Origin of the sequence: Streptomyces sp. ML-6 (assembly GCF_030116705.1) — a bacterium.
Taxonomy (GTDB): domain Bacteria; phylum Actinomycetota; class Actinomycetes; order Streptomycetales; family Streptomycetaceae; genus Streptomyces.
Genome location: NZ_JAOTIK010000001.1, coordinates 2,837,494 through 2,859,906, shown reverse-complemented (window position 1 = coordinate 2,859,906; position 22,413 = coordinate 2,837,494). Strand labels below are relative to the sequence as shown.

19 protein-coding genes are annotated in these 22,413 nt (G+C 71.2%); 8 read left to right on the top strand and 11 right to left on the bottom strand.

Features of this window, described 5'->3' with window-relative positions; translation table 11 throughout:
- Window positions 1-99: 99 nt before the first annotated feature.
- Entirely contained in the window at window positions 100-591 is a 492-nt protein-coding gene (locus OCT49_RS12325) for an ATP-binding protein (RefSeq protein ID WP_283851924.1), read from the bottom strand.
- A gap of 165 nt (window positions 592-756) precedes the next feature.
- Here OCT49_RS12325 and OCT49_RS12320 point away from each other — a divergent pair, with 165 nt between their 5' ends.
- Both OCT49_RS12320 and OCT49_RS12315 read left to right on the top strand, forming a co-directional pair.
- Complete coding sequence (locus tag OCT49_RS12320) at window positions 757-1,638, top strand: helix-turn-helix domain-containing protein (RefSeq protein WP_283851923.1); 882 nt, start codon at window positions 757-759, stop codon at window positions 1,636-1,638.
- Window positions 1,635-1,844, top strand: a complete 210-nt coding sequence (locus OCT49_RS12315; protein WP_283851922.1) for a DUF397 domain-containing protein — start codon at window positions 1,635-1,637, stop codon at window positions 1,842-1,844. The genes OCT49_RS12320 and OCT49_RS12315 overlap by 4 nt, the downstream gene beginning before the upstream one ends.
- 37 nt (window positions 1,845-1,881) lie before the next feature.
- On the opposite strand, the gene OCT49_RS12310 is transcribed toward OCT49_RS12315, so the two are convergent.
- Entirely contained in the window at window positions 1,882-2,631 is a 750-nt protein-coding gene (locus tag OCT49_RS12310) for an SMI1/KNR4 family protein (RefSeq protein ID WP_283851921.1), read from the bottom strand.
- Between the two features lie 106 nt (window positions 2,632-2,737).
- Between OCT49_RS12310 and OCT49_RS12305 the strand changes: the two genes are divergently transcribed.
- Window positions 2,738-3,748: a DUF5954 family protein gene (locus OCT49_RS12305; RefSeq protein WP_283851920.1), complete on the top strand. Its 1,011-nt coding sequence runs from the start codon at window positions 2,738-2,740 to the stop codon at window positions 3,746-3,748.
- A gap of 84 nt (window positions 3,749-3,832) precedes the next feature.
- Here the strand turns inward: OCT49_RS12305 and OCT49_RS12300 are convergent, their stop codons facing one another.
- On the bottom strand, window positions 3,833-5,179 hold the full coding sequence (locus OCT49_RS12300; RefSeq protein WP_283851919.1) for an LCP family protein: 1,347 nt from the start codon (window positions 5,177-5,179) through the stop codon (window positions 3,833-3,835).
- Between the two features lie 119 nt (window positions 5,180-5,298).
- Between OCT49_RS12300 and OCT49_RS12295 the strand changes: the two genes are divergently transcribed.
- The gene (locus tag OCT49_RS12295) at window positions 5,299-5,847 is read left to right on the top strand and encodes an acyl-CoA thioesterase (RefSeq protein ID WP_283851918.1); all 549 of its coding nucleotides are present in this window, start codon (window positions 5,299-5,301) and stop codon (window positions 5,845-5,847) included.
- A gap of 60 nt (window positions 5,848-5,907) precedes the next feature.
- On the opposite strand, the gene OCT49_RS12290 is transcribed toward OCT49_RS12295, so the two are convergent.
- The 5 genes from OCT49_RS12290 to OCT49_RS12270 all read right to left on the bottom strand — a co-directional run bounded on the left by OCT49_RS12290 (window position 5,908) and on the right by OCT49_RS12270 (window position 13,927).
- On the bottom strand, window positions 5,908-7,536 hold the full coding sequence (locus tag OCT49_RS12290; RefSeq protein WP_283851917.1) for an LCP family protein: 1,629 nt from the start codon (window positions 7,534-7,536) through the stop codon (window positions 5,908-5,910).
- A 206-nt stretch (window positions 7,537-7,742) separates the two neighbouring features.
- Complete coding sequence (locus tag OCT49_RS12285; protein WP_283851916.1) at window positions 7,743-9,413, bottom strand: LCP family protein; 1,671 nt, start codon at window positions 9,411-9,413, stop codon at window positions 7,743-7,745.
- Window positions 9,414-9,462: 49 nt separating this feature from the next.
- The gene (locus OCT49_RS12280; RefSeq protein WP_283851915.1) at window positions 9,463-11,283 is read right to left on the bottom strand and encodes an LCP family protein; all 1,821 of its coding nucleotides are present in this window, start codon (window positions 11,281-11,283) and stop codon (window positions 9,463-9,465) included.
- A gap of 223 nt (window positions 11,284-11,506) precedes the next feature.
- Entirely contained in the window at window positions 11,507-13,006 is a 1,500-nt protein-coding gene (locus tag OCT49_RS12275; RefSeq protein ID WP_283851914.1) for an LCP family protein, read from the bottom strand.
- 168 nt (window positions 13,007-13,174) lie between these two features.
- Window positions 13,175-13,927 carry a TIGR03089 family protein gene (locus OCT49_RS12270; RefSeq protein WP_283851913.1) on the bottom strand — a complete coding sequence of 251 codons (753 nt, stop codon included), beginning with the start codon at window positions 13,925-13,927 and terminating at the stop codon, window positions 13,175-13,177.
- Between the two features lie 137 nt (window positions 13,928-14,064).
- Between OCT49_RS12270 and OCT49_RS12265 the strand changes: the two genes are divergently transcribed.
- From OCT49_RS12265 to OCT49_RS12255, 3 genes are all read left to right on the top strand, one after another.
- Window positions 14,065-15,714, top strand: coding sequence for a peptidoglycan recognition protein family protein (locus tag OCT49_RS12265; protein ID WP_283851912.1), 1,650 nt, complete (start codon window positions 14,065-14,067; stop codon window positions 15,712-15,714).
- Between the two features lie 119 nt (window positions 15,715-15,833).
- Window positions 15,834-16,925 carry a mannose-1-phosphate guanylyltransferase gene (manB, locus tag OCT49_RS12260; RefSeq protein ID WP_283851911.1) on the top strand — a complete coding sequence of 364 codons (1,092 nt, stop codon included), beginning with the start codon at window positions 15,834-15,836 and terminating at the stop codon, window positions 16,923-16,925.
- A 112-nt stretch (window positions 16,926-17,037) separates the two neighbouring features.
- The gene (locus tag OCT49_RS12255) at window positions 17,038-18,114 is read left to right on the top strand and encodes a DNA-3-methyladenine glycosylase family protein (protein WP_283851910.1); all 1,077 of its coding nucleotides are present in this window, start codon (window positions 17,038-17,040) and stop codon (window positions 18,112-18,114) included.
- 106 nt (window positions 18,115-18,220) lie between these two features.
- Here the strand turns inward: OCT49_RS12255 and OCT49_RS12250 are convergent, their stop codons facing one another.
- The 3 genes from OCT49_RS12250 to OCT49_RS12240 form a co-directional block, all read right to left on the bottom strand.
- Window positions 18,221-19,606: a coenzyme F420-0:L-glutamate ligase gene (locus tag OCT49_RS12250; RefSeq protein ID WP_283851909.1), complete on the bottom strand. Its 1,386-nt coding sequence runs from the start codon at window positions 19,604-19,606 to the stop codon at window positions 18,221-18,223.
- Window positions 19,603-20,559, bottom strand: a complete 957-nt coding sequence (cofD, locus tag OCT49_RS12245) for a 2-phospho-L-lactate transferase (protein WP_283851908.1) — start codon at window positions 20,557-20,559, stop codon at window positions 19,603-19,605. The genes OCT49_RS12250 and cofD overlap by 4 nt, the downstream gene beginning before the upstream one ends.
- 161 nt (window positions 20,560-20,720) lie before the next feature.
- Entirely contained in the window at window positions 20,721-21,260 is a 540-nt protein-coding gene (locus OCT49_RS12240) for a cysteine dioxygenase (protein ID WP_283851907.1), read from the bottom strand.
- 738 nt (window positions 21,261-21,998) lie between these two features.
- On the opposite strand from OCT49_RS12240, the gene OCT49_RS12235 reads away from it, so the two are divergent.
- Window positions 21,999-22,262 (top strand): WhiB family transcriptional regulator, encoded by a 264-nt coding sequence (locus OCT49_RS12235; RefSeq protein WP_003968728.1) that lies wholly within the window; start codon window positions 21,999-22,001, stop codon window positions 22,260-22,262.
- Window positions 22,263-22,413 lie beyond the last annotated feature (151 nt).

Sequence of the window (22,413 nt, the reverse complement as noted above, 5' to 3'; positions counted from 1 at the left end):
AACCCACCCGAAATCCAGCTGAGTTGCCCCATGTCACCTGAGTGGGTGACAGGGTGGGGTTTGGCTGGGGAGGGTTGTTTCCCCAGGTTCTTAAAAGCTTTAAGCGTCGTGGAGCACGGGGACGCGGCTCACCGGGTCGTGGGTTTCCGCGACCCGGTGGAACGGTTGCGGTACGAGGTCGATTTCGGCCCAGACCGTCTTGCGCGGCACCGGTCCGGTGACGGTGCCCCAGCGGTCGGCGAGCGCATCGACGATCAGCAGCCCGCGCCCGGATTCCGCGTCGGCGGACGGGGCGGACGCGGCGGGCAGCTGCTCGCCCCGGGTGTCGGTCACCTCGATCCGCAGGAGTGCGTCGCGGTGGACGGCCAGACCGAGCCGGAAGTCCCGGCCCGGTACGCGGCCGTGGACGGCGGCATTGGCAGCCAGCTCGGCGACGATGTGCGCGGCCGACTCCACGGGCAGCCCCCAGGCGCTCAGGTGAGCCGTGGTCAGGAGGCGGGCGAGCCTGGCACCCCGGCGGGTGGGGGAGAGCAGCACCGTGAACTGTCGGGTGGGAGCGGAACGTTCGGTTCGGGTGATGTGTTGGTTCACATCGCTCAGCGTGGCCGGGGCGTGCGTAGCGTGAACAGTGACAAGGCCCTTGCGTACGGTGATTGTCCCGTACTTGTCCAGTGCTGTCCCGGCTGTCCGGGGTGACGTGTGGGAGACACCGGGGGTTGAGCCAGGAACGGCAAACGCATCGGAAGTGGGGCACGGATGAGCGTGGATGAAGTAGGTGCGGAGCAGCGCGGCGACTGCGGGGCGGACGAGCCGGGCTGGGACGTCGACCCGGACGACGAGTCGGGAGCGGCCGTGGTCGCGGCGGTGGGCCGCCAGCTCAAGGCGTGGCGGGAGGCCGCGGGGCTGCGGGCCGGCGAGTTCGGGGCCGCGATCGGGTACGGGGAGGACCAGGTCTACAAGGTGGAAGGCGGGCGGTGGATCCCCCGGCCGGAACTGCTGGACAAAGCGGACGAGGTGCTCGGCGCGGGCGGGAAGATCGCCGCGATGAAGCAGGACGTGGCGGAGGTCCGGTACCCGAAGAAGATCCGGGACCTGGCGGGAGTGGAGGCGAAGGCGGTCGAGATCGCCGCCTACGTGGGACACGGTCTGCATGGGCTGTTGCAGACTCCGGGGCACGCGCGGGCGCTGTTCGAGGCCCGGCAGCCCCCGTACTCGCAGGACGAAGTGGAGCGGATGGTGGCCGGGCGCATGGCGCGGCAGTCGATCTTCGAGCGATCGCCCGCGCCTGCTCTGAGTTTCGTCCAGGAGGAGTCGTCGCTATGGCGGCCCATCGGGGGCACAATGGAGTGGCGGCGACAGCTTGAACGCCTGTTGGAGATTGGTCAGTTGCGCAATGTCACTCTCCAGGTGATGCCTACACGTCGTGAGGCGCATCCCGGCATGGATGGGGACATCAGTGTGTTGAAGTTCAAGGATGGTTCGGCGGTTGGGTGTTCGCACGGGGCGTTCAACGGGCGTCGGGTGACCGATCCGAGGCAGCTCCGTATCCTCGAACTGCGGTATGGCACCATCCGGGCCGAGGCTCTCACGCCCCGAGAGACCCTGGCCCTCATCGAGCGAATGCTGGGAGAGACATGATCCGCAGGACTTCCGTGCAGGACGTTTCCGAGTTGGTCTGGTTCAAGAGCAGCTACAGCAGCAACGGCAACGAAGGCGACTGCGTCGAGATCGCCGCTTCCCCCGGTACGGTGCACGTTCGGGATTCCAAGGACGTCCAAGGTCCTCGTCTGGCCTTCGGTCCTGGTGCCTGGGCGGGCTTCGTCTCCTACGCCGCCGAGCGCTGATGCCGCTCGGCCGTCGGCCCCGCCGGGGCGGCCCCGGTCAGTCCTCCTCGTCCTCCTCGCCTTCCTCGTCGAAGCGGTCGAAGGCCGCCTCCGTGCGGGCGCGGAACATCGCGGTCCCGTGGTCGTCGCGGAGGATGATCTCGTCGTGCGCGTACCACCGCGAGCCCCGTTGTTGGCTGATCGGGTACTCCGGCAGCGGCAGGCGCCGGAAGGTGGTGGTGATGTCCTCGGGCAGGCCGGTGTCGCCGTCGGAGGTCACCCACCCGAACAGGTCGTCGTCCGCGCACAGGGCCTCGGACAGGGCGATCTCGACGAACGCGACGCTGACCCGGTCCAGCCACGCCTTCCAGTCGTCGGCGGTGGGCCGGACGAGGTCGGCGCGCATCACCACCGGCGGGTCGTCCTGGCCGAGGTCCGTGACGCGTATGCCCCAGTAGGCGCAGGCCTGGTTCTCGACCCGGAAGACCAGCACACCCCGGTCCTCGTCCAGGTGGAGATCGCGCGGGGCGAGAAGTGAGTCCTGGTTGTCCGTCAAATCCTTGCGGTTGCCGATCAGTTGGTAGGCCTCGCGCAGTGCTGCCGGCAAGGGCAGGCCGAGCCGGACCTGGGCCGCGTCGAGTTCGGCGGGGGCGCAGCCGTCGGCTTCGGTGAGGGGGCGTTGGCTCCAGTCGCGGGCGAAGGCGCGGATGAAACGCCATGCCGCCTGCCTGTCGGGCCGCTCGCCGACGGCCGCGGTGAGCGCGTCGAGGTCGAGCATGAGGTTCGAGGACGGTGACTCCTTGGTCATGCGTGCGACTGTAGGCGCCGCCACTGACAAGGTTCCGTCGGCGAGTTCCGTACCTCCTTCCCGTATTCCTCGTACCCGCCGCCCACAACCTCGGCACACTGGGTGCATGAACGATCACCGACAGGCACCGCCGGACCACCTCGTCATCAATGTGAAGCACCGGGACGACCCGGTGTCCCTGGTCACCGAGGCGGACGCGCTCGCCGCGTCCCGGACGTACGCGAAGATCGTGGTCCGGGGGCCACTTTTCGGCATCGCCGAGCAGCGCCGGGGCGAGCGGCCCCGGTGGCGGATGCTGACCGGGCTGGACACCGGCTATCCGCAGGACGCCCGCGACGAGCTGAACTCCCATCTCTGGTTCAGGGCCAGGGACGAGGTGAAGGATCCCCGCGAACGGCGCTCCCTGCTGGACGCGGTGGCCCGGCTGGAGACCGAGCCGGTGAACGAGCTGACCGCCGGTGACACGCGCTACCGCGTCGTGCGCGCCGACGAGTTCGCCCGGATCGGCGAGGGGCGCATGGAGCCGCCCAGGCCCACGGACGTCGACTCGGAGGGCTGGGACGTCCTGACGCGTACGCCCTCGACGACCGAGGGCTTCGTCATCGACCACGCGGCGGCGGGGGGGCTGACGGAAGGGCTGGACCGGATGGGGATGGTGCCGGTCGCGTACACCTCGGAGCGCTTCCCGCCCGACGTGCTGGCGGACTCGCAGCGGGCGTTGCGGACCCACCCGGGCCTGGTGCTGCTCCCGGTCGTCTTCCGGGTGATGGAGCGCAAGGAGAAGTCCTGGTCGATGGTGTCGGAGCAGCTCCCCACCCCGCAGGACGCGCGGCGCGCACTGGTCGACCATCTGCGGACGATGCTGCCGCGGATCGAGCAGCTCGACGAGCGGGAGGCCGCCGTGTACGCGCGGGCGGCGGACGCGTTCATGCGGCGTCGGCGGCCCAACGAGCTGATCGTACGGGGGCGTTGCTTCGAGATCGCCCGGATCGAGCGGATGATGCGCATCGGCCCCGCCGGTCCGGAGACACCCAGGCGTTCGGACGTCGACGACCAGGAACCCTCGAAGATCCACCCCACGATGGACGAGTGGGGCAACATCACCCCCGGCTCCTAGCGGACGGGCGGAGAGGGACGGAGACGAACGGAGCCAGGCGGAAGGGCCCGGACGATTCCGGGCCCTTCCGTTCGTCAGGTGGCGTCACTTCTCGGTGACGGTGACCTTCTCGTCGTTCTTCAGCTGCTCCACCAGCTGCTTGACCTTGGCCTTGTCCCAGACCAGGTTGCCGCCCACGGAGCCGGAGATCGGCATGTTCATCGACGTGCCGTCGCCGCCCGTGACGCCCTTCATGGCGAAGAACATCTGGCTCAGGGACCAGAGCGACATGTCCTTGTCGACGATCAGGGTGTCCAGGCCGGCTCCCATCGTCGGGTACAGCTTGAACGGGTTGAGGATCGTCGACGGGGTCGCCGTCTGGCTCGCCAGCGCCGCGAGGAACTTCTGCTGGTTCTTCGTGCGGTCCAGGTCGCTGCCCGCGAAGGCGTACCGGGTGCGGACGAAGGCCAGGGACTGCTCGCCGTTCAGCGTCTGCTTGCCCGCCTGGAAGTCGGCGCCGGACTTCTTGTCCTTGAACGCCTTGGGGATGTCCATCTCGACGCCGCCGATCGCGTCCACGATCTTGGCGAAGCCGCCGAAGCCGATCTCGACGTAGTGGTCGATGCGCAGCCCGGTGTTGAACTCGACGGTGCGGACGAGGAGTTCGGGGCCGTCCATGGCGTACGCGGCGTTCAGCTTGGTGAAGCGGCCGCGGCCCGGGTAGAGCTTGCCGGAGTCGGAGCCCTTGAACGAGGGGATCTCGACGTTGGAGTCGCGGGGCAGGGAGATGAGCGTCGGCCCGTTCGATCCGTCGTGCAGGATCATCATCGAGTCGGTCCGCTTGCCCTCGGCGGAGCCCGTGTGGAGCTTCTTCTTGTCCTCGGCGGTCATGCCCTCGCGGCTGTCGGAACCGACGATCAGGTAGTTGGTGCCGTCGCCCTCCTCGGGCCGCTCGATGACCTTGGAGAGGTCCACCTCGCGCTTGAGCTTGGAGTCGGCCCAGAAGTACGTGCCTATGGAGACCACGAGCACCACGCTCACCAGGGCCAGCGAGCCTATCTTGATCCGGCGGCGCCAGTCGGGCGGCGGGCCCTGGACGCGCCCGCCGTCGTTCCGCCCGTTCCCGCCGTTGCCACCGGTCCGGCGGACGTTGCCGGCGCCGTAGACCTGTCCCGTGTTGTAACCACTGTCGTACGCCGCGTTGTCACCCGGTCCGCCCGGTCCGCCCGGTCCGCCGGGCCCGGCAGGGGTGCCGGGGGCGTACTGCGGCGGCTCCGGCCGGCGCTGCCGGGGCGCCGCGCCGCGCGGCGCGTTGCGCGGCTGCGGCGGCACGGAGGGCCGCTGGACATGCCGCATCACGCGGGCGCTCTCGGGTCGGTCGTTGTCGCTGCCCTGTCCGTAGCGATTTCCGCTGCGGTTGTCGTCGGTCCGCCCGTCGGGCCAGTCGCTCATACGGACCAGTGTGCAGGCCGGAGCCACCCCCCTTACAGGGGGTACGGGAAATCGGGGCGGCCCTGTTGCCAAGCTGATGCATTGCCGCAGGACGCGGGACCACGCATAAGGTGGACGGTATGACAGATCAGGCCCCGCGCCCGGAGGGCGACATACAGGGCAAGCCGACCGCGGCTTCCCGGACCACCCTCAGCCACATCATGACCGGCAACGACACCAACCTGCTGGGCACGGTGCACGGTGGCGTGATCATGAAACTGGTCGACGACGCGGCCGGTGCCGTGGCCGGCCGGCACTCCGGCGGTCCCGCCGTCACCGCCTCGATGGACGAGATGGTCTTCCTGGAGCCGGTCCGCGTGGGTGATCTCGTTCACGTCCGCGCCCAGGTGAACTGGACCGGCCGCTCCTCCATGGAGGTCGGCGTCCGGGTCATGGCCGAGCGGTGGAACGAATCGACCCCCGCCCAGCAGGTCGGCAGCGCCTACCTGGTGTTCGCGGCGGTCGACGCGGACGGCAGGCCGCGCCCCGTGCCGCCGGTGATACCGGAGACCGAGCGCGACAAGCGGCGCTACCAGGAGGCCCAGATCCGCCGCACCCACCGCCTCGCCCGGCGCCGCGCGATCAAGGAGCTGCGGGAGAAGCGCGCGGCGGACGGCATCGACGACTGAGAGCTGCCGGAGGATCCCCGGACGGACGGCATCGACCACGGAACCCCCGAGGGGGCGCGGTCACGGGCAGGCGACCTCGTCGCCCGTGACCGTGTCGAACTCGCCCCGGTCCGCCTCCTGGGCCCGCACCTTCCGGACCTTCTCGAAGTCCGTGCCCACCGTCACCCGCAGCATGACGCCCTGGCCCGCCACCGCCCGCAGCTCGGCCCCGGGCAGGGCCTCGGCCAGGGACTTCGCGGACCGGTCCCAGCGCGGGTCGTAGGTGATCAGGGTGCGCTTCAGGTCGCCCGGGTGCGGGGCCGTGCTCGGACCGTCCGGGTCGGTGCTCGGTTCCGCCTTCGGACCGTCCGGGTCGGTGCTCGGACCGTTCGGGGGCGCGTTCAGCGGGGTTCGCGTGGTGTCGAAGCCGGTGGCGCGCAGGGCGTCGTCGACCCTCCTTCCCAGGCCCTCCTTCGTGGTCCCGTTGTAGACCTGGACCCGGATCAGCCGCGGGTCGACGTCGACCTCCACGGCCTTCGGCCGCGCGGGGCGCTTCGAGGCGAGCGGCTTGTCCTCGCGCAGGGCCCGGAAGAGCTTCTCCGACTTCTGCTCGTCCCACTTGACCGTCGAGCCGATGCCCTTGACCGGGTAGGAGACGTTCCCCATCGGGACGGAGGCGAACTCGGACGAGGCGGGGGAGAAGTCGCGCATCGCCTGCCCGAGCTCCAGCATCTGCTCCGTGCCGAAGTCCTTGTCGGCCCGGACCGAGTTCAGCATCGTCGAGGCGACGTCCCGGAACTTCACCGGATTCAGCAGCACCCCGCTGCCGGTCGCCCGCTCGATCAGTGAGGCGAGGAACTTCTGCTGACGCTGCATCCGGCCCAGGTCGGCGGCCCCGTCGATGTGCCGGGAACGCACGTACTGCAGGGCCTGTCCACCGTTCAACTCATGGGTGCCCGCGGCCAGGTCGAGACCGGTGTACGGGTCCTTCATCGGCCGGGTGGTGCAGATCTTCACCCCGCCCAGGGTGTCCACCGTCTTCATGAAGCTGGTGAAGTCGACCTCCAGATAGTGGTCGATCTTGATGCCCGTCATGTGCTCGACGGTCCGCACGGTCAGGCCCGGCCCGCCCTCGGCGTAGGCCGCGTTCAGCTTCACCGGGTGGGCGGTGTGCTGCTTGCCGGTGGTCCGGTCCCGGTGCTCGGGGACCTCGGCATAGCTGTCGCGGGGCAGCGAGACGACGCTCGCCCGCTCCTTGTCCGCCGACAGGTGCACCAGCATGATCGTGTCGGTGCAGTGGCAGGGGGCGCCGCCCAGCCGGTACCGCTTCTTCTCCTCCGGGGTGATCCGGTCGCGGCCGTCGGTGCCCACGAGCAGCAGGTTCGTGCCGGTGCCCGCGCGGGGCCGGTTCTTCATGTCCTTGAACGGGTCGACCCGGTCGATCCCGGTCGCCAGGTCGGTCACCACCGCGTGGCCGATGCCCCCGGCCCCCAGTACCAGCACGGAGAGACCGGTCACCATCCGCATGCCCCAGCCCGGCCGCTCGTCCTGTCTTCGGGAGCGGTGCCGCGGCGGGAGCGCGTGGGAACGCGGCCAACGGGGCGAGTGCGACGCATGCGGTGAACGGGAGGGGTGGGGGGAGCGAGGAGAGCGGGGGGAACGGTGCGGCGTGGGCACGGGGGGACACCTCCGCGGTGCGAGGGAAACCATTCGCACAGTAGGTCCATATGATCGGGTGCCCGGTGCGTGACCCGGCGGGACGCGCCCCTGTCCCCCATTCGCGGTAACGCGGCGGGCCTCGCGGTCGGCACGACCGTCGTGACCACCGCAGGGCCCGTACCCGTTCCGGAACGCCGAAGGGGGCCCCTCCGAAGCTTCGGAGGGGCCCCCTTCGGCGTTCTGCGCGCCCGTTGTCGTTACCAGGTGAAGCCAGGCTGGATGTCCATGCAGGCGCCCTCGTTGTCGCCCTTGAGCGCGCGTGCGCTCTCCGGGGTCTTCTCGTCGGCCTCGTCCGCGTGGTAGTCCCCGTCCTCGCGCCAGTCGGCCCCCACGGCCAGGGTGATGCCCGAGACGTCGGTCGACTTCTTCACCGCCGACATCGGGATGCCGAGCGCCTTGGCCACGGCCTGGGCGTTGCCCTGCATGTCCACGCTGGGGAAGAGGATCTTGGTGCGGGCCGACGCCTCGGTGTTCTGGGCGTCGACCGTGGCCTGGGCGAAGCCCTTGTCGATCAGCAGCTGCTTGACCGCCCCGGCCCGGCCCTTGACCGGGTAGTCGAGCCCCACGCGCGTGCCGTTGCGGACACTGACCGGGATCTCGGCAATCGGTGACGTGGGCTCCTTGACGACCGGCTTCTTGCGCTTGGAAGCCTTGCCGTCGAGCGGGATGTCGTCGCGGACCATCTGGAAGAGCTGGTCGGCGTCGCCGGCCTTGGGGAGCACCCGTCCGGCGAGCGCGCCCGTCCCGTAGACGTTCGGCATCGTCGTCATGGTGATGCGCTTGGTGGGAGCCTTCTTGAGCTCCTCCGCCAGGTCGTACAGCTTCTTGACGGTGTCGAGGCCCTTGTCGACCGTCAGTGCCTTGGTCGCCGCGTCGGCCAGGTTCATCAGCTTGCCCGGGTCGGTGAGCTTGGTGCCCTTGCGCAGCTCACGGACCATCGAGTTCATGTACATGTGCTGGGCGTGCGTGCGGCCGAGGTCGGTGCCGTCCTCGAAGCCGTAGCGGGTGCGCAGCCACTGGAGGGCCTGCTCGCCCTTGATCTTGGTGGTGCCCTTTTCCAGTTTCAGCCCGGAGCCCTTGCCGTCCCTGGTGCGGGAGTGGACGTTCTCCTTGACGCAGACCGGGACGCCGCCGATCGCGTCGGCCATCGAGACCACACCGGCGAAGTCGATCATCATGAAGTGGTCGATGGTGATGCCGGTCAGCTCGTACCAAGTGGCCACGGTGCATCCCGGACCGCCGCGGCCGAGCGTCTGGTTGGTCATCGCGAGACCGTTGGAGGCGGGGTAGACGCGCTTCGTCTTCGGATCGGTGCACTTCGGGATCTTCAGCATCGTGTCCCGCGGCATGCTGATCACCGACATGTTGCTGCGGTCGGCGGACAGGTGCAGCAGCATCTGCACATCGGCCAGCGGCGGCGCGTCGAAGGTGTCCTTGGCGCCGCCGAGCTTCTTGTTCGCCTTGGAGTTCCGGGCGTCCGAACCGATGAGCAGGATGTTCAACGGGGTCTGCCCGGCGGCGTTGGCCTTGTGGCCGGCCATCTTCCGGTCGCCGAGCGTCAGATCGGCCTTCTTGATGTTGCTGTTGAGGCGTTCGTAGTAGAGGTATCCGGCCCCCGCGCCGCCGAGTATGAGCAGCGCGAGAACGGAGGCGCTCCAGCGCAGCACCCGGCGTTTGCCCTTCTTGCCCTGGCGTTTCGGCCCCCCGCGCCGATGACCGCCCGCCGAGGACGCCGACCGTCGGCCGCCCCCTTCCCGATTCGCGCCCTTTTCCGGGGCGTCCTCGCTCAGCCCGTCCTCCGGGCCGAGTTGACCGGTGTGGCGGACGCGTGACCGTGTCCCCTCCCCGGGCGTGCTGCTCCGTCCCACCGGGACCCCCCTGCTGCTCGGACTCGTGATGTGGCGCGGTGACCCGGTGTCACTTGGCGCACTCTGCCTTGTCGGCGTTTGCCTGCTGGACGTCCGCCGGAACCTTGGTGGGTCCGACGATGGGTGTGCCCGCGCTCTCGAAGTCGTCGCCGAGCGTCAGGACCATCGCCTGAAGCCCCTCGGCGTCCTCGGTGCCCTGTTTCATGGCCGAGCCGGGCAGGCCCATCATGGCGGCCAGGGCACGGGCCTGGTCCGCCTGGTTCGGTGCGTACTCCAGCGTCGTCTTCGCGGTCTTCGCCGGGGCGTTGGCCTTGTTCGACGACTTGAGCACGCCCTTCTCGTTCTGCAGCCAGGCGACCGTCGCCTGCGCGGCACCGGCGACCTTGCCGCCGTTGTACACGTCCACGCGCACGTCGCCCGCCGCTGCCCTGGGGCCCTTGAGGAGTGCGTCCTGCTTGCTCTTCGCGTCCTTCTTCTGCGACTTCACCTCGGTCAGCGAGGTGTCGTTGCGCATCATGGCGAACAGCGGTTCGGCCCTGGCCTCGTCCACCACGACGGTGGCCTTGACCTTCTCGGCCGGGTTGTCGAGCACCGGCACGGTGGTGAAGGTGATGTTCTTGGTGTTGACCTTGCCGAGCTCCTGGGCCAGCGACGCCAGCTTCGCCCCCGTGCCGATGCCGGTATCGACGGTGAGTGCCTTGGTCGCCGCGTCCGCCAGCTTGTACAGCTTGGTCGGGCTGGTCAGGGTGTCGTCCGACTGCATCTGCCGCATCATCGACGCCATGAACTGCTGCTGGACCTTGATCCGGTCCAGGTCGCCGTGATTGCCGAAGCTGTGCCGGGTCCGTACGAACGCCAGGGCGGTCTCGCCCTGGATGCGGTGCTCACCGGCCGGCAGGTCCAGGTGCGAGTCCGGGTCCTTGACCGGCTTGGCCAGGCAGACCTCGACGCCGCCGACCGCCGTGGACAGTTCCTTCACCGCGTTGAAGTCGACCATCATGAAGTGGTCGACCTTCAGGCCGGTGATCTTCCTGACGGTCTCCATGGTGCAGCCCGGGTCGCGGCCCTCCTGGCCGAGGCTGTTGTTGAACCGGACGTTCGGGGTGCCCGGGATGACCTTCTCCGTACCGTCCGGCTGCTTGGACGTGCACTGCGGGATGTCGGTGATCAGGTCGCGCGGGATGCTCAGCGCCGTCGCGTTGGTGCGGTCCTCGGAGACGTGGAAGAGGATGTTGGTGTCGGCGTGGCCCACGCTGTTCTTGTCGCCGTAGCCCTCGTTGCCCTTGCCGGTGCGCTTGTCGGTGCCGATGACCAGGATGTTGATCGGGGCGTCGGAGTCGAAGACGTTCTTGTTGCCGGCCCCGCCCACGTCGACCGTGCTCAGGTTGCCGTTGAAGTGCTGGTACAGCGCGTACCCGGCCGCCGACAGGCCGACGAGCACGAAGGCCATCGAGCCGCCGGTCCACAGCAGCACCTTCTTGCGGCGGCTCTTGGCGGCCTTGGGCGCCTTGCGGCTGCGCCGGCCCGCCGGCTCCGCCCCCGTGCCGCCGGAGCCGGAACCCTCCTGGCCGCGTCGGCCGTTGGCCGCCCGGCGGCTGCGCTGGCCCGGCACCTCGTGGCGCGCGGCCGGCCCGTGGCCGTCCCGGGCCGCGGCGCGGCGCCCGCCCCGGGGGGTGTCGTCGCGTGCCACGTCCTCGTCCCGGACCGGACCCCTGCTTCTGGGGACACGCGGCGCGGAAGCCTGCGAAGGGCTTGCCGAATCCCCTCCGGAATGATTCAGTCGCAGTTCGTAATCACCGGTCTGCGGGTTGAGTACCCACTGGTCCGCGGGGTCGATTTCGTCCCCCCGCCCACGACTTTGCGCATCCACGGTCGCTTGAGTCCTCCGTCGGTGCCACGCCAGGCGCCTCCCCCGATCAGGCGCTCGTTCTTTCGCTCCAAAAGTGCGCGGCCTGGCGGCCGGAAGCACCGGATCGCGTCACACTATCGGCCTCGTTCGGCATCGAGCGACGAGCGTGACAAATTCCACGGTCCTTACAACTGGTCATACTGCCCATTACACGCCGATCACCGGCCCCTGCTTGGGAATTGCTTTACTGCTCGCACAGGTCCGCCGCCGCGTTGTTGCCCGAATAGGTCGGCGTGGGGCTCGGTCCGGAAGCCTCCGGAGAACCGGTCGCGGCATTCTTTTTCCGATTGTTCTTCTCGTCGTCATCCCGGGAGCGGTCCGCGCCGTCCCCGGACCCGCCCGTGCCGTCCTGGAGCTGGTCGGCCGGGACGACGGCGACCGGATCGTCCTCGCGCAGCCGCTTGAAGAGCCGGTCCGCGTCGGGCTGGACGAGTTCGTCCCGGTTCCGGTTGGCGGCGTACGGCTGCCGGGGCACGGTCAGGAACTGCACCTTGTCGGTCGGTACGTCACGCATGCCGCGCACCAGCTCGTACAGGTCCTTGAGGCTGTCCAGGCCCGGGTCCGTGGTCAGCGCCTTGGTCGCCGCGTCCAGGACCGGGTAGAGCCGGGTCGGGTTGAGCAGGACGCCGTTGCTCTGCACCTTGTTCACCAGCGCGCCCAGGAACTGCTGCTGGCGGTCCATCCGTTCGGTGTCGCTGCCGTTGCCGATCGACTTGCGGGCCCGTACGTAGCCCAGCGCCTGCTCGCCGTCGAGCGTCTGGCGCCCGGCGGGGAGCTTCAGATGGGCGTCGTCGTCGTCGACCGGCTTCTTGAGGCAGACCTCCACCCCGTCCACGGCGTCGACCATGTCCTTGAAGCCGTCGAAGTCGACGACCATGTGGTGGTCGATCCTGATGCCGGTCAACTTCTCGACGGTGCGGACCGTGCAGGCGGTGCCACCGAGCTCGAAGGCCCAGTTGAACTGGGCGAATTGCTTCTTCGTCGCTTTGCCGTCCGCAGTGTGACAGACCGGGACATCCACCATCAGATCGCGCGGCAGGGACATCGCGGTGGCGCTCTTCCGGTCCGCCGCCAGGTGCAACAGGATCGTGGTGTCCGAGCGCTGGCTGCCGCCGTCGTCACGGCCGTACGCGCGGTTCTTGCCGGCCCGGCTGTCGGAGCCGATGAGCAGGATGTTCTCCGCGTCGTGCACCACGGAGACGGGCCGCTCCCGCTCGTACGTCTTCAGCTCGGCCGCCGCGGAGACGTCCGTCCTGATGTTGCCGTCCAGCTTCCGGTACAGCCACCAGCCGACGCCCGCCGCGACCAGGACGAAGAACGAGGCGCCGAGCGCGGTCCAGCGCAGCCAGCGGCGTCGATGTCCGTCGGCGGGGGGCGGGGCGGGGGTGGCGCCGGGACCGGACTCGGAACCGGTTTCGGTCCCCGTCCCGGAGTCGGACTCGGAACCGGTCTCGGCCCCCGGGGTGGCGTCGGGGCCGGACTCGGCCCTGGTCCCGGTTTCGGTTTCGATCTCTGCTCCGGGGCCGGTCCCTGTCCCGGTCTCCGCCCCGGTTCCGGTTCCCGTCCCGGAGTCGGGGCCGGTTCCCGTACCGGAACCGGCCCCGGCCCCCGGCCCGCTGCCGCCCGCGGCCGAGTCGTCGGAGTCGTCCGGCGGTCCGGCGCTTTCGCTCACGTCTGCGTCCATCCTTCACGTTCGGCGGCGCGCTGGGCCGCCGGTCGCAGGAGTAGACGGCTGAACCTCACGCTTGGTTGTGTCCCGGGTGGGCCGTAACGCCGATCATGTACCGGAGTTGGGGCGCATCCTCGGGGACTCGGCCCGGTGTGGGCCGGACGGGTGGCCCCAGGGCGCTTGTCATGCCGTCGTGTTGGTGACCCGCTCGCTCTCGACGCGTTTCGCCAGGGCGTCGGCGTCCAGCCGCTCCAGGTTCCGGCACAGGACCACGGAGCCCCCGACGGCCAGCGGTGCGAACAGCCCCGCGCTCAGCCCCTCCCAGCTGTCGTACGCACCCCCGGTGAGCAGCCGCGATCCGGCGGTCAGGCCGAGCCCGGCCGCGTCCTCGCGGGCCCGTGCCACCAGTTGCGCCGACGTCAGCTCGACGCCGTCCACCGCCAGCGCGGGGGCGTCCGGGTCCACGGGGGTGAACGGGGCGAACCGGTCGCCCTGCCCCGGCACCTCGACCGCGTAGTCCGCGAAACCCTCCGGCGGCTGCGGGAACCTGCCGCCCAGCGGGCGCAGGGCCAGGGCGATCCGCTCGCCGGAGCAGGCGCGCGCCGCCTCCAGCGTGTCCGGGCCGCTGACGACGAGGTCGGCGGCGGCCGGGTCGCCCTGTACGTCGGCGACTACCCCGACCGAGGAGCAGGCGAGCAGCCAGACCGCGGACTGCCAGTGCGCGGGCAGCAGGAGCGCGAGCCGGTCGCCCGGCTCGGCGGCGAGGTCGCCCTGGAGGAGGTTGGCGGTCTTGGCCACCCAATTGGCGAAGGTGGCCACCGACAGTTCGACGCGTTCTCCGGTGGCGTCGTCGTAGAAAGTGACCAAGGGGCGGGCCGGGTCCGCGGCGAGCGCGGAACGCAGCAGGTCGGCAGGGGTGCGGTCGGTGGCGTTCATCCGCGCAAGAGTACGCGGCGACGGCGGGCGGGGTGGGGCGGAAGGGGGCCGGGGACACCGGTTCGGCAGACGGCCCGTCAATTGTCGAGACATGTCCGGGTGGCCGGAGTTGCGGAATTATGTCCAATATCATTTTTATGCGTGCCTTCCTAGCCTCCTCGATCGGTGTCACCTGCGCGGCCGTTCTCGTACTGCCGTCGGCCGCGCCGGCGGGCGCCGCCCCCGACACCCGTGCCGCCACCGACACCCGTGCCGTCCCCGCCGCTCCCGCCGGGTCCGCAGGCTCCACCGACCTGCCCGGCTCGACGCAGTCCCTGCCGATGCGGCCCCTGCCGGCCGCGTCCGGCCGGGCGGCGGAGCCCTCCGGGCAGGGGCTGACCGAACGTGAGGTCCGGCCCTTCTCCCTGGTCGGCGTCGTCTGGGACGACGTCGACACCGAACTCCACGGCACCGTCCAGGTCCGCACCCGGGCCGCCGGTACCGGACGCTGGTCGGACTGGCAGGACCTGGAGACGCACAACGCGGAGCACGCCGCGGACCCCGGCTCCGCCGAGCGCGACTCGGGCACGGTCCGGGGCGCCACCGCCCCGCTCTGGGTCGGTGACTCCGACGGCGTCGCGGTCCGCGTGGTCCCGGACCTGCCGGATCCGCAGGACCCGCAGGACCGGGCCGGGCACGGGGTCTCGCTGCCCGGCGGGCTGCGGCTCGAACTCGTCGACCCGGGCGAGGACCCGCGACCGCTCCCCGTGCCGGACGAGGGGGCGGGCGCCGGGGCGGGTATCGGGACGGATGGGGCGGCCGGGGACGCGGCGGGCGCCGAGAACGCGAGCGGGGATCAGGCCGCGCCGGACGGCCAGGCCATGACGGACGGCCAGGCCATGACAGGGGCCCAGGCCATGACAGGCGCCCAGCTCCTGGCGGACATCCGGGCCGAGGTGGACGCCCAGCTCCTGGCGGGCATGCAGGCCGCGACCGCCGCAGTGTCAGGGACGACGGGTGCCGGGACCGGTACGGAAACCGGGACCGGTACGGAAACCGGGGCGGGGACGGAAACCGGAGCAGGGGCCGGGACGGACGGGCGCACCACGCCCCTCGAACCGAGCGTGCTCCCCGCCCTGAGCCGGGCGGAGACCGAGGCCCGGGCCGGGGCGGAGAACAAGGCGGCAGCGGGCGCCCGCCCCTACATCGGACCCCGGCCGCGCATCATCACCCGCAAGGGCTGGGGCGCCGACGAGAAGCTCAGGGAACGCGCCTTCGCGTACACCAAGACCGTCAAGGCCGCCTTCGTCCACCACAGCGCCACGGGCAACAACTACAAGTGCTCCCAGGCCCCCTCGGTCCTGCGCGGCATCTACCGCTACCACGTGAAGAGCAGCGGCTGGCGCGACTTCGGCTACAACTTCGCCGTCGACAAGTGCGGAAACATCTACGAAGGACGCGCGGGCGGCGTGACGAAGCCGGTCCTGGGAGCACACACGCTCGGCTTCAACTCCAACAGCATGGGCATCGCGGTGCTCGGCACCTTCACCAAGTCGAACCCGCCCGCCGCGGCCGTCACCGCCGTCTCGAAGCTCACCGCCTGGAAGCTCGGCCTGTTCGGGGCCAACCCGAAGGGCAAGGTGACCCTGGTCTCGGGCGGCGGCAACAAGTACAAGAAGGGCAAGAAGGTCCGGCTCCACGTCATCTCCGGTCACCGGGACGGCTTCGCAACCGAATGCCCCGGAGCGCGTCTCTACAAGAAGCTCGGCTCGGCCAGGACCAGTTCCGCCCGACTGCAGGGCCGCTGACCGGAGGCCCGCGGGACCGGCGCGGAACGCTGCGCCTGCCGATCGGGCCGGCCGGACCGGTCTGCATACACTGGCCAGCCGAAACAGGCCAGGTCCCAGCAGGAAGCAGAGTCAGTGCCGTGACAGAGGCAAAAGAAGCGATCCTCCTGGTCGGTGGCAAGGGGACCAGGCTGCGACCGCTCACGGTGCACACGCCCAAGCCGATGGTTCCGGCGGCGGGCGTCCCGTTCCTCACGCACCAGCTGGCGCGGGCCCGGGCCGCCGGTGTCGAGCACATCGTGCTCGCGACGTCGTACCTGGCGGAGGTCTTCGAGCCGTACTTCGGCGACGGCTCGTCGCTCGGCCTGCACATCGAGTACGTCACCGAACGCGAACCGCTCGGCACCGGCGGCGCGATCCGCAACGTCGCGTCCCGGCTCGCGGCGGGGCCGGGCGAACCGGTGCTCGTCTTCAACGGCGACATCCTCACCGGCCTCGACATCCGGACGCTGGTCGCCACGCACACGGACTCCGGCGCGGACGTCTCCCTGCACCTCACCCGGGTGGAGGACCCGCGCGCCTTCGGCCTCGTGCCGACGGACGCGAACGGCAGGGTCACCGCGTTCCTGGAGAAGCCGCAGACGCCCGAGGAGATCGTCACCGACCAGATCAACGCGGGGGCGTACATCTTCCGCCGGTCGGTCATCGACACCATCCCGGCCGGCCGCCCCGTCTCCGTCGAGCGCGAGACCTTCCCCGGACTGCTCGCCTCCGGCGCCCACCTCCAGGGCATGGTCGACTCCACGTACTGGCTGGACCTCGGCACCCCGCAGGCCTTCGTGCGCGGCTCCGCCGATCTGGTCCTGGGCCGCGCCCCGTCACCGGCGGTCCCCGGCCGGTGCGGCGACCGGCTCGTGCTGCCGACGGCCTCCGTCGCCTCCGACGCCAAGCTCGGCGGCGGCACGGTGATCGGCGAGCGCGCCCGGATCGGCGACGGGGCCCGGATCGACGGCTCCGCGATCCTGGCCGACGCGGTCGTCGAGCCGGGGGCGGTGATCACCGACTCGCTGGTCGGGGCCGGGGCCCGGATCGGCAGCCGTACGGTGCTCGCGGGCGCGGTCGTCGGGGACGGCGCCCGGATCGGCGCCGACAACGAACTGCGCGACGGCGTACGCGTCTGGTGCGGGGCGGTCCTCCCGGACGCGTCGGTGCGCTTCTCGTCCGACGAGTAGGCGGGCGCACGGCGTTTTACGGGCGGCCAGGCGGGAGGCGGGGGACGAAGGCGCGGGCGGCGGGTGCGGCGCTTACCCTCGACAGGCAGCCCCGACGACCGAGGACCCCACCGTGGCAGGACGATTCGCCCCCCGCAACGCTCCCCGCACGGCCCTCCCGCACCCGACGTCGGTACCGGCCCCGGCTTCGGCATTGGTACCGGCTCCGGCTCCGGCGTCGGTACCGGCTCAGGCATCGGCCCCCGTGTCGGCTCCGGACACCGGTGCGCTGACCCGGGAGTGGACCCCGCCCGGCCCGTTCGACCTGCGGCTCGTCGTCGGACCGCTGCGCCGGGGGCCCGCCGATCCCACGTTCCGGATGACCCGGGACGGCACGGTCTGGCGGGCGAGCCGTACCCCCGCGGGGCCCGGCACCCTCCGCCTCGCCGCCCGGGGCGGCCGGATCGAGGCGGCGGCCTGGGGCCCCGGCGCGCCCTGGCTGCTGGACCGGCTCCCGACCCTGCTGGGCGCGACGGACGACCCGGACGCCTTCCGCCCCCGCCACCGCCTGCTCGCCCTCACCCGGCACAGCCGGCCCGGCCTGCGCCTGGTGCGCACCGGCCTGGTCATGGAGTCGCTGATCCCGTCGATCCTGGAACAGAAGGTCACCACGGACGAGGCCTACCGGGCCTGGCGCCTGCTGGTCCGGGGGCACGGCACCCCGGCGCCCGGCCCCGCGGACCACGCCCCCTTCACCGCACTCGGACTGCACGTCATGCCGGACGCCCGCACCTGGTCCCTGATCCCCTCCTGGGAATGGCACCGGGCGGGCGTCGACGCCAAACGCTCGGCCACGATCCTGCGCGCGGTCCGCGTGGCCCGCCGCCTGGAGGAGGCCGCGGCCATGGAACTCCCCGAGGCCACGGCCCGGCTGGAACTGATCCCCGGCATCGGCCCCTGGACCTCGGCCGAGACCCTCCAGCGCTCGAACGGCGCGGCGGACGCGGTCACGGTCGGCGACCTCCACCTCCCCGGCATCGTCGGTCACGCCCTGGCGGGCAACCGGGACGCCGACGACGAGGAGATGCTGAGGCTCCTGGCCCCGTACGAGGGGCAGCGCCACCGCGCCACCCGGCTCGTCCTGCTGTCGGGCCGCACCCCGCCCCGCCGCGCCCCGCGCCGGACCCGCGGCGACATCGGCCGCCTGTAGCGCCCGCCCCGCGCGGTCGTGGCGCGGGGCCCGCCGTACCGCCCGGGAACCACCTGCCGTACCGGACGCGGCGTCCGTACGTCCCGGCCGGGCGCCCCGCCCCGTCTCATCGCACCGTGACGAAGTCCTCCGGGTCCCGGCCCGCCCGGGCCACCGGCGCGACCAGCGGGCGCCCCACCGCGACCGCCCCCAGCGGGTCCCACGACTCCGGCAGGTCCAGCACCTCGCGCACCACGTCCCGGCAGAACATCGTCGAGGACACCCACGCCGACCCCAGCCGCTCACCGGCCAGCGCCACCAGGAAGTTCTGGATGCCGGCGCCCGCGGCGACCACGAACATCTCGCGCTCCGCGCCGTCCCGCCGCTCGTCCCCGTACGTGTGGGAGCCGTCCATCACCAGGCACGGCACCACCAGGTACGGCGCCCGGCGCAGCACGTCGCCGCGCCGCACCCGCTTCGCGATCGACTCCTCGCTCTTCCCGTCGCGCCGCAGGTCCGCGATCCACGCGTCCCGCATCGCGTCGAGCAGCCGGGTCCGGGACTCCTCGGACTCCAGCAGGACGAACCGCCACGGCGTCGTGTGGTGCGGCGCGGGCGCCGTCACGGCGGCGGCCACGGCCCGCCGCACCGCCCCCGGGTCCACCGGGTCGTCGGTGAACTCGCGCACCGTGCGCCGCAGGGTCACCGCCTCCCGCACCGCCTCCGACGTACCGAGCCGGAACATGTCGTCGGCCGCGCCCCGCACCATCGCCCGGGCGCCGCCCACCGCGTCCGTCGGGTCCACCACGTGGCCGAGCCCCCGGACCACCGCGACCGGCAGCCCCGAGGCCTTGCCCTTGACCAGGTCGCCGGCCGCGGCCAGCTCGTCGGCGGTGGCCACCACGGTCGCGCTCAGCGGATTGCCGTACGCGTCCGTGCCGCCGCGCAGATCGTCCAGCACCCGGACCCCGGCCGCCCCGATCGCCACATCGGTCAACCCGCTGCGCCAGGGGCGCCCGAAGGTGTCCGTGACGACGACGCCGACCTCGACACCGAGGCTGTCCCGCAGCCCGTCCCGGATCGCCCGCGCCGAGGCGTCGGGGTCCTCGGGCAGCAGCAGCACCGTCCCGGCGGGGGTGTTCGAGGCGTCGACCCCGGCCGCGGCCATGACCAGGCCCTGCCGGTTCTCCACGATGCGCAGCGTGCCGCGCCGCGCCACCACCCGTACCGTCTCGGCGTCGATCGCCGCCTCCCGGTCGGTGGCCTCGACGATCCGGCCCTCCGCCTTGGAGACGATCTTCGAGGTGACCAGCAGCACGTCGCCGTCGACCAGCCCCGGCTCGGCCGCGGCGATCAGCTTCGCCAGGTCGTCCCCGGCCCGCACCTCGGGCATCCCGGGCAGCGCCCAGACCCGGTAGGCCGGCGGAGAAGGAGAAGAGGAAGCGGGGGAGGAGGCGGAAGAGGGAGCGGGCCCGGGGCCGTTCGCGGGCCCGGGGGCATCGGCGGCGTTCACGCCCGTACCTCCTCGGCCAGCTCCAGCGCCTGCCGCGCCATCTCCGCCGTCGCGTCGACGTCGGTCATCATCAGCGGTACGGCGCGGCAACGGATGCCCGCGGCCTCCACCTCGTCGACCGCCCCGGCGTCCACGGTGTCGACGAGCCACCCGTCGAGCAGTCCGGAGCCGTAGTGCCGGGCCACGGCCGACGCCGTCGACTCCACGCCCACCGCGGCGAGCACCTTGTCCGCCATGCCGCGCACGGGCGCGTCCCCGACGATGGGGGAGAGGCCGACGACCGGCACCCCGGCCTCCGCGACGGCCTCCCGGATGCCGGGCACGGCGAGGATCGTTCCCACCGACACGACGGGGTTGGACGGCGGGAAGAGGATCACGTCGGCCTCGGCGAGGGCCTCCAGCACGCCCGGCGCGGGCTTGGCCTGCTCGGCGCCGACCGGCACGATCGCCTGCGCCTCGACCGAGGCGCGCAGCTTCACCCAGTACTCCTGGAAGTGGATCGCCCGGCGTTCGCCGTCGAGGTCGACCGCGACGTGCGTCTCGACCCGGTCGTCGGACATCGGCAGCAGCCGGACCCCCGGCTTCCAGCGCGCGCAGAGCGCCTCGGTGACGGCGCTCAGCGGGTAGCCCGCGCCCAGCATCTGCGTGCGGACGATGTGCGTCGCGAAGTCGCGGTCGCCGAGCCCGAACCACTCGGGCCCCACACCGTACGCCGCGAGCTCCTCCTTGACGTGGAAGCTCTCGTCCGTACGTCCCCAGCCCTGCTCCTCGTTGATGCCACCGCCGAGGGTGTACATCACGGTGTCGAGGTCGGGGCAGACCTTCAGCCCGAACAGATGGATGTCGTCACCGGTGTTGCCGATCACCGTGATGTCCGCCCCGGGCGCGGCCTGCTTGAGGCCACGCAGGAAACGAGCACCGCCGATACCGCCGGCCAGAACCACAATGCGCATGCAAGACAGTCTGTCAGGCGGAGCCTGGTCCTTGTGGGGGTGGTGGTGGGCGACGGGTGGGCCTGTCGGGCGGAGCCTGGTCCTTGTGGGGGTGGTGGTGGGCGACGGGTGGGCCTGTCGGGCGGAGCCTGGTCCTTGTGGGGGTGGTGGTGCGTGGGGCGTCAGGCGGGTACGACGTCCGCGGTCGCCGGGGAGCACTGCGCCGCGTGCATCGGCATCTCGGTCAGGCCGGGGTAGTAGATGTGCAGGCTGACGGCCGGTTCGAGCGAGTCGTTGACCACTTCGTGCACGTATCCGGGGGCGAAGACCCGCTGCGCGCCGGGGTCCAGGGTCCGGTCGCCGCGTTCGGTGCGCTCGGTCAGCCGGCCCTCCAGGACGGTCAGCACGCCGGAGGACGGGCCGTGGTCGTGGCGTCCGCTGCCCTGGCCGGGCACCCAGCTGAGCAGCCAGACCTCGTAGCCGAGGGGGGCCTCCCCCGCTCGGGCGGAGCCGGGAGCCGGGGGGACGGTGTGCAGCCGGTGGTACCAGCGGGTGGTGGCGTCGTACCGGACGAGCGGCTCCCACCGCGCGCGGTCGGCGGCGATGCGGCGGGCGAGCCCGACGAAATCGGCCACGGTGGCAGGGTGCTCGCGGGGCGGCTGGAGGAGGTGCTGGACTTCGAGGATGTCGCCGGCGATCTGCAGGTCGCTGTCGCTGTTCATGGATGAGGTGGTTCCTCGGCATGGGGGTGCGTGTGCGGGGGTCGCGGAGACCGGAGAGCCGCGGCCGTACGGGACGGACGTCCCGCGGAACGCTCTGCGGATCCGCGGAGGGGCTCCGCGCGGAAGAGCGGAGGAGCTGGAGAGCTGGATCGAAGAAGCCGGATCAGAGCCGGTGCCCCGGGGGCATCAACAGCTGTGACAGCTGGAACAGCAACAGCGGGCCTGGACAGCGGTGCGGAACCCACGGACGTGGGTGGCGTACATCGCTGCGGTCGCTGGCATGCAGTCAAGGAGACCGGCTCGATGTCGCCGCTGTCAACCCGATGCCCGGTTTGGCGGCAATGTTTCACCCCATTCGGTCGGGTGGCCAGCAGAAAGGTTTATTCAGCCATGGTGGCGGAGATGTGGCGCACCAACCGTGCTCTTGAGCGGCGTTGAAGGTCCGTGACCCGGCTGTGATCTTGGTCGCTTCGGTGATCGAATCCGAAACATGGAGATGTCTCCAGTCGTCTCACCCAGTGGGAGGCGGGGCGTGATGAGACCCACGGCACATGTCAGTTTTTTGCCGATTTGCACACTTTCTGCATACGTTTGGTTCCGCAGAGTGAATACCGAGGCCGATAGCAGATCCTCGCTTGACTGGCCTGGAGATACACACTTGTAATTTCACTCGTGTCGTTCGGCCGCGATCAGTAACGGCTGCATCACGGGGACGCAAGAGACAGACGAGGGGCGCACATGACCGAGCTGTTCCAGCAACTGCTGGTCGAGGACGCGGACGAGGAACTCGGCTGGCAGGAGCGCGCACTGTGCGCCCAGACCGATCCCGAGTCCTTCTTCCCCGAGAAGGGCGGATCCACCCGCGAGGCCAAGAAGGTCTGCCTCGCCTGCGAAGTCCGGTCCGAATGCCTTGAGTACGCCCTTTCCAACGACGAACGCTTCGGAATCTGGGGCGGTCTTTCGGAACGTGAGCGACGCCGCCTGAAAAAGGCCGCCATCTGATCGCGGAACCCCGCGACGAGACGAGACGGAGCCCGCCCCGCGACGAGCGGAACGGCGGGACGAGCGGAACGGCGGGGCGGGTGGCCCGCCGTCCCCTGCACCCGGCCCGCCACAGCGGGCGGACCACCCCGCGGACGCCCCGTCCGAGACA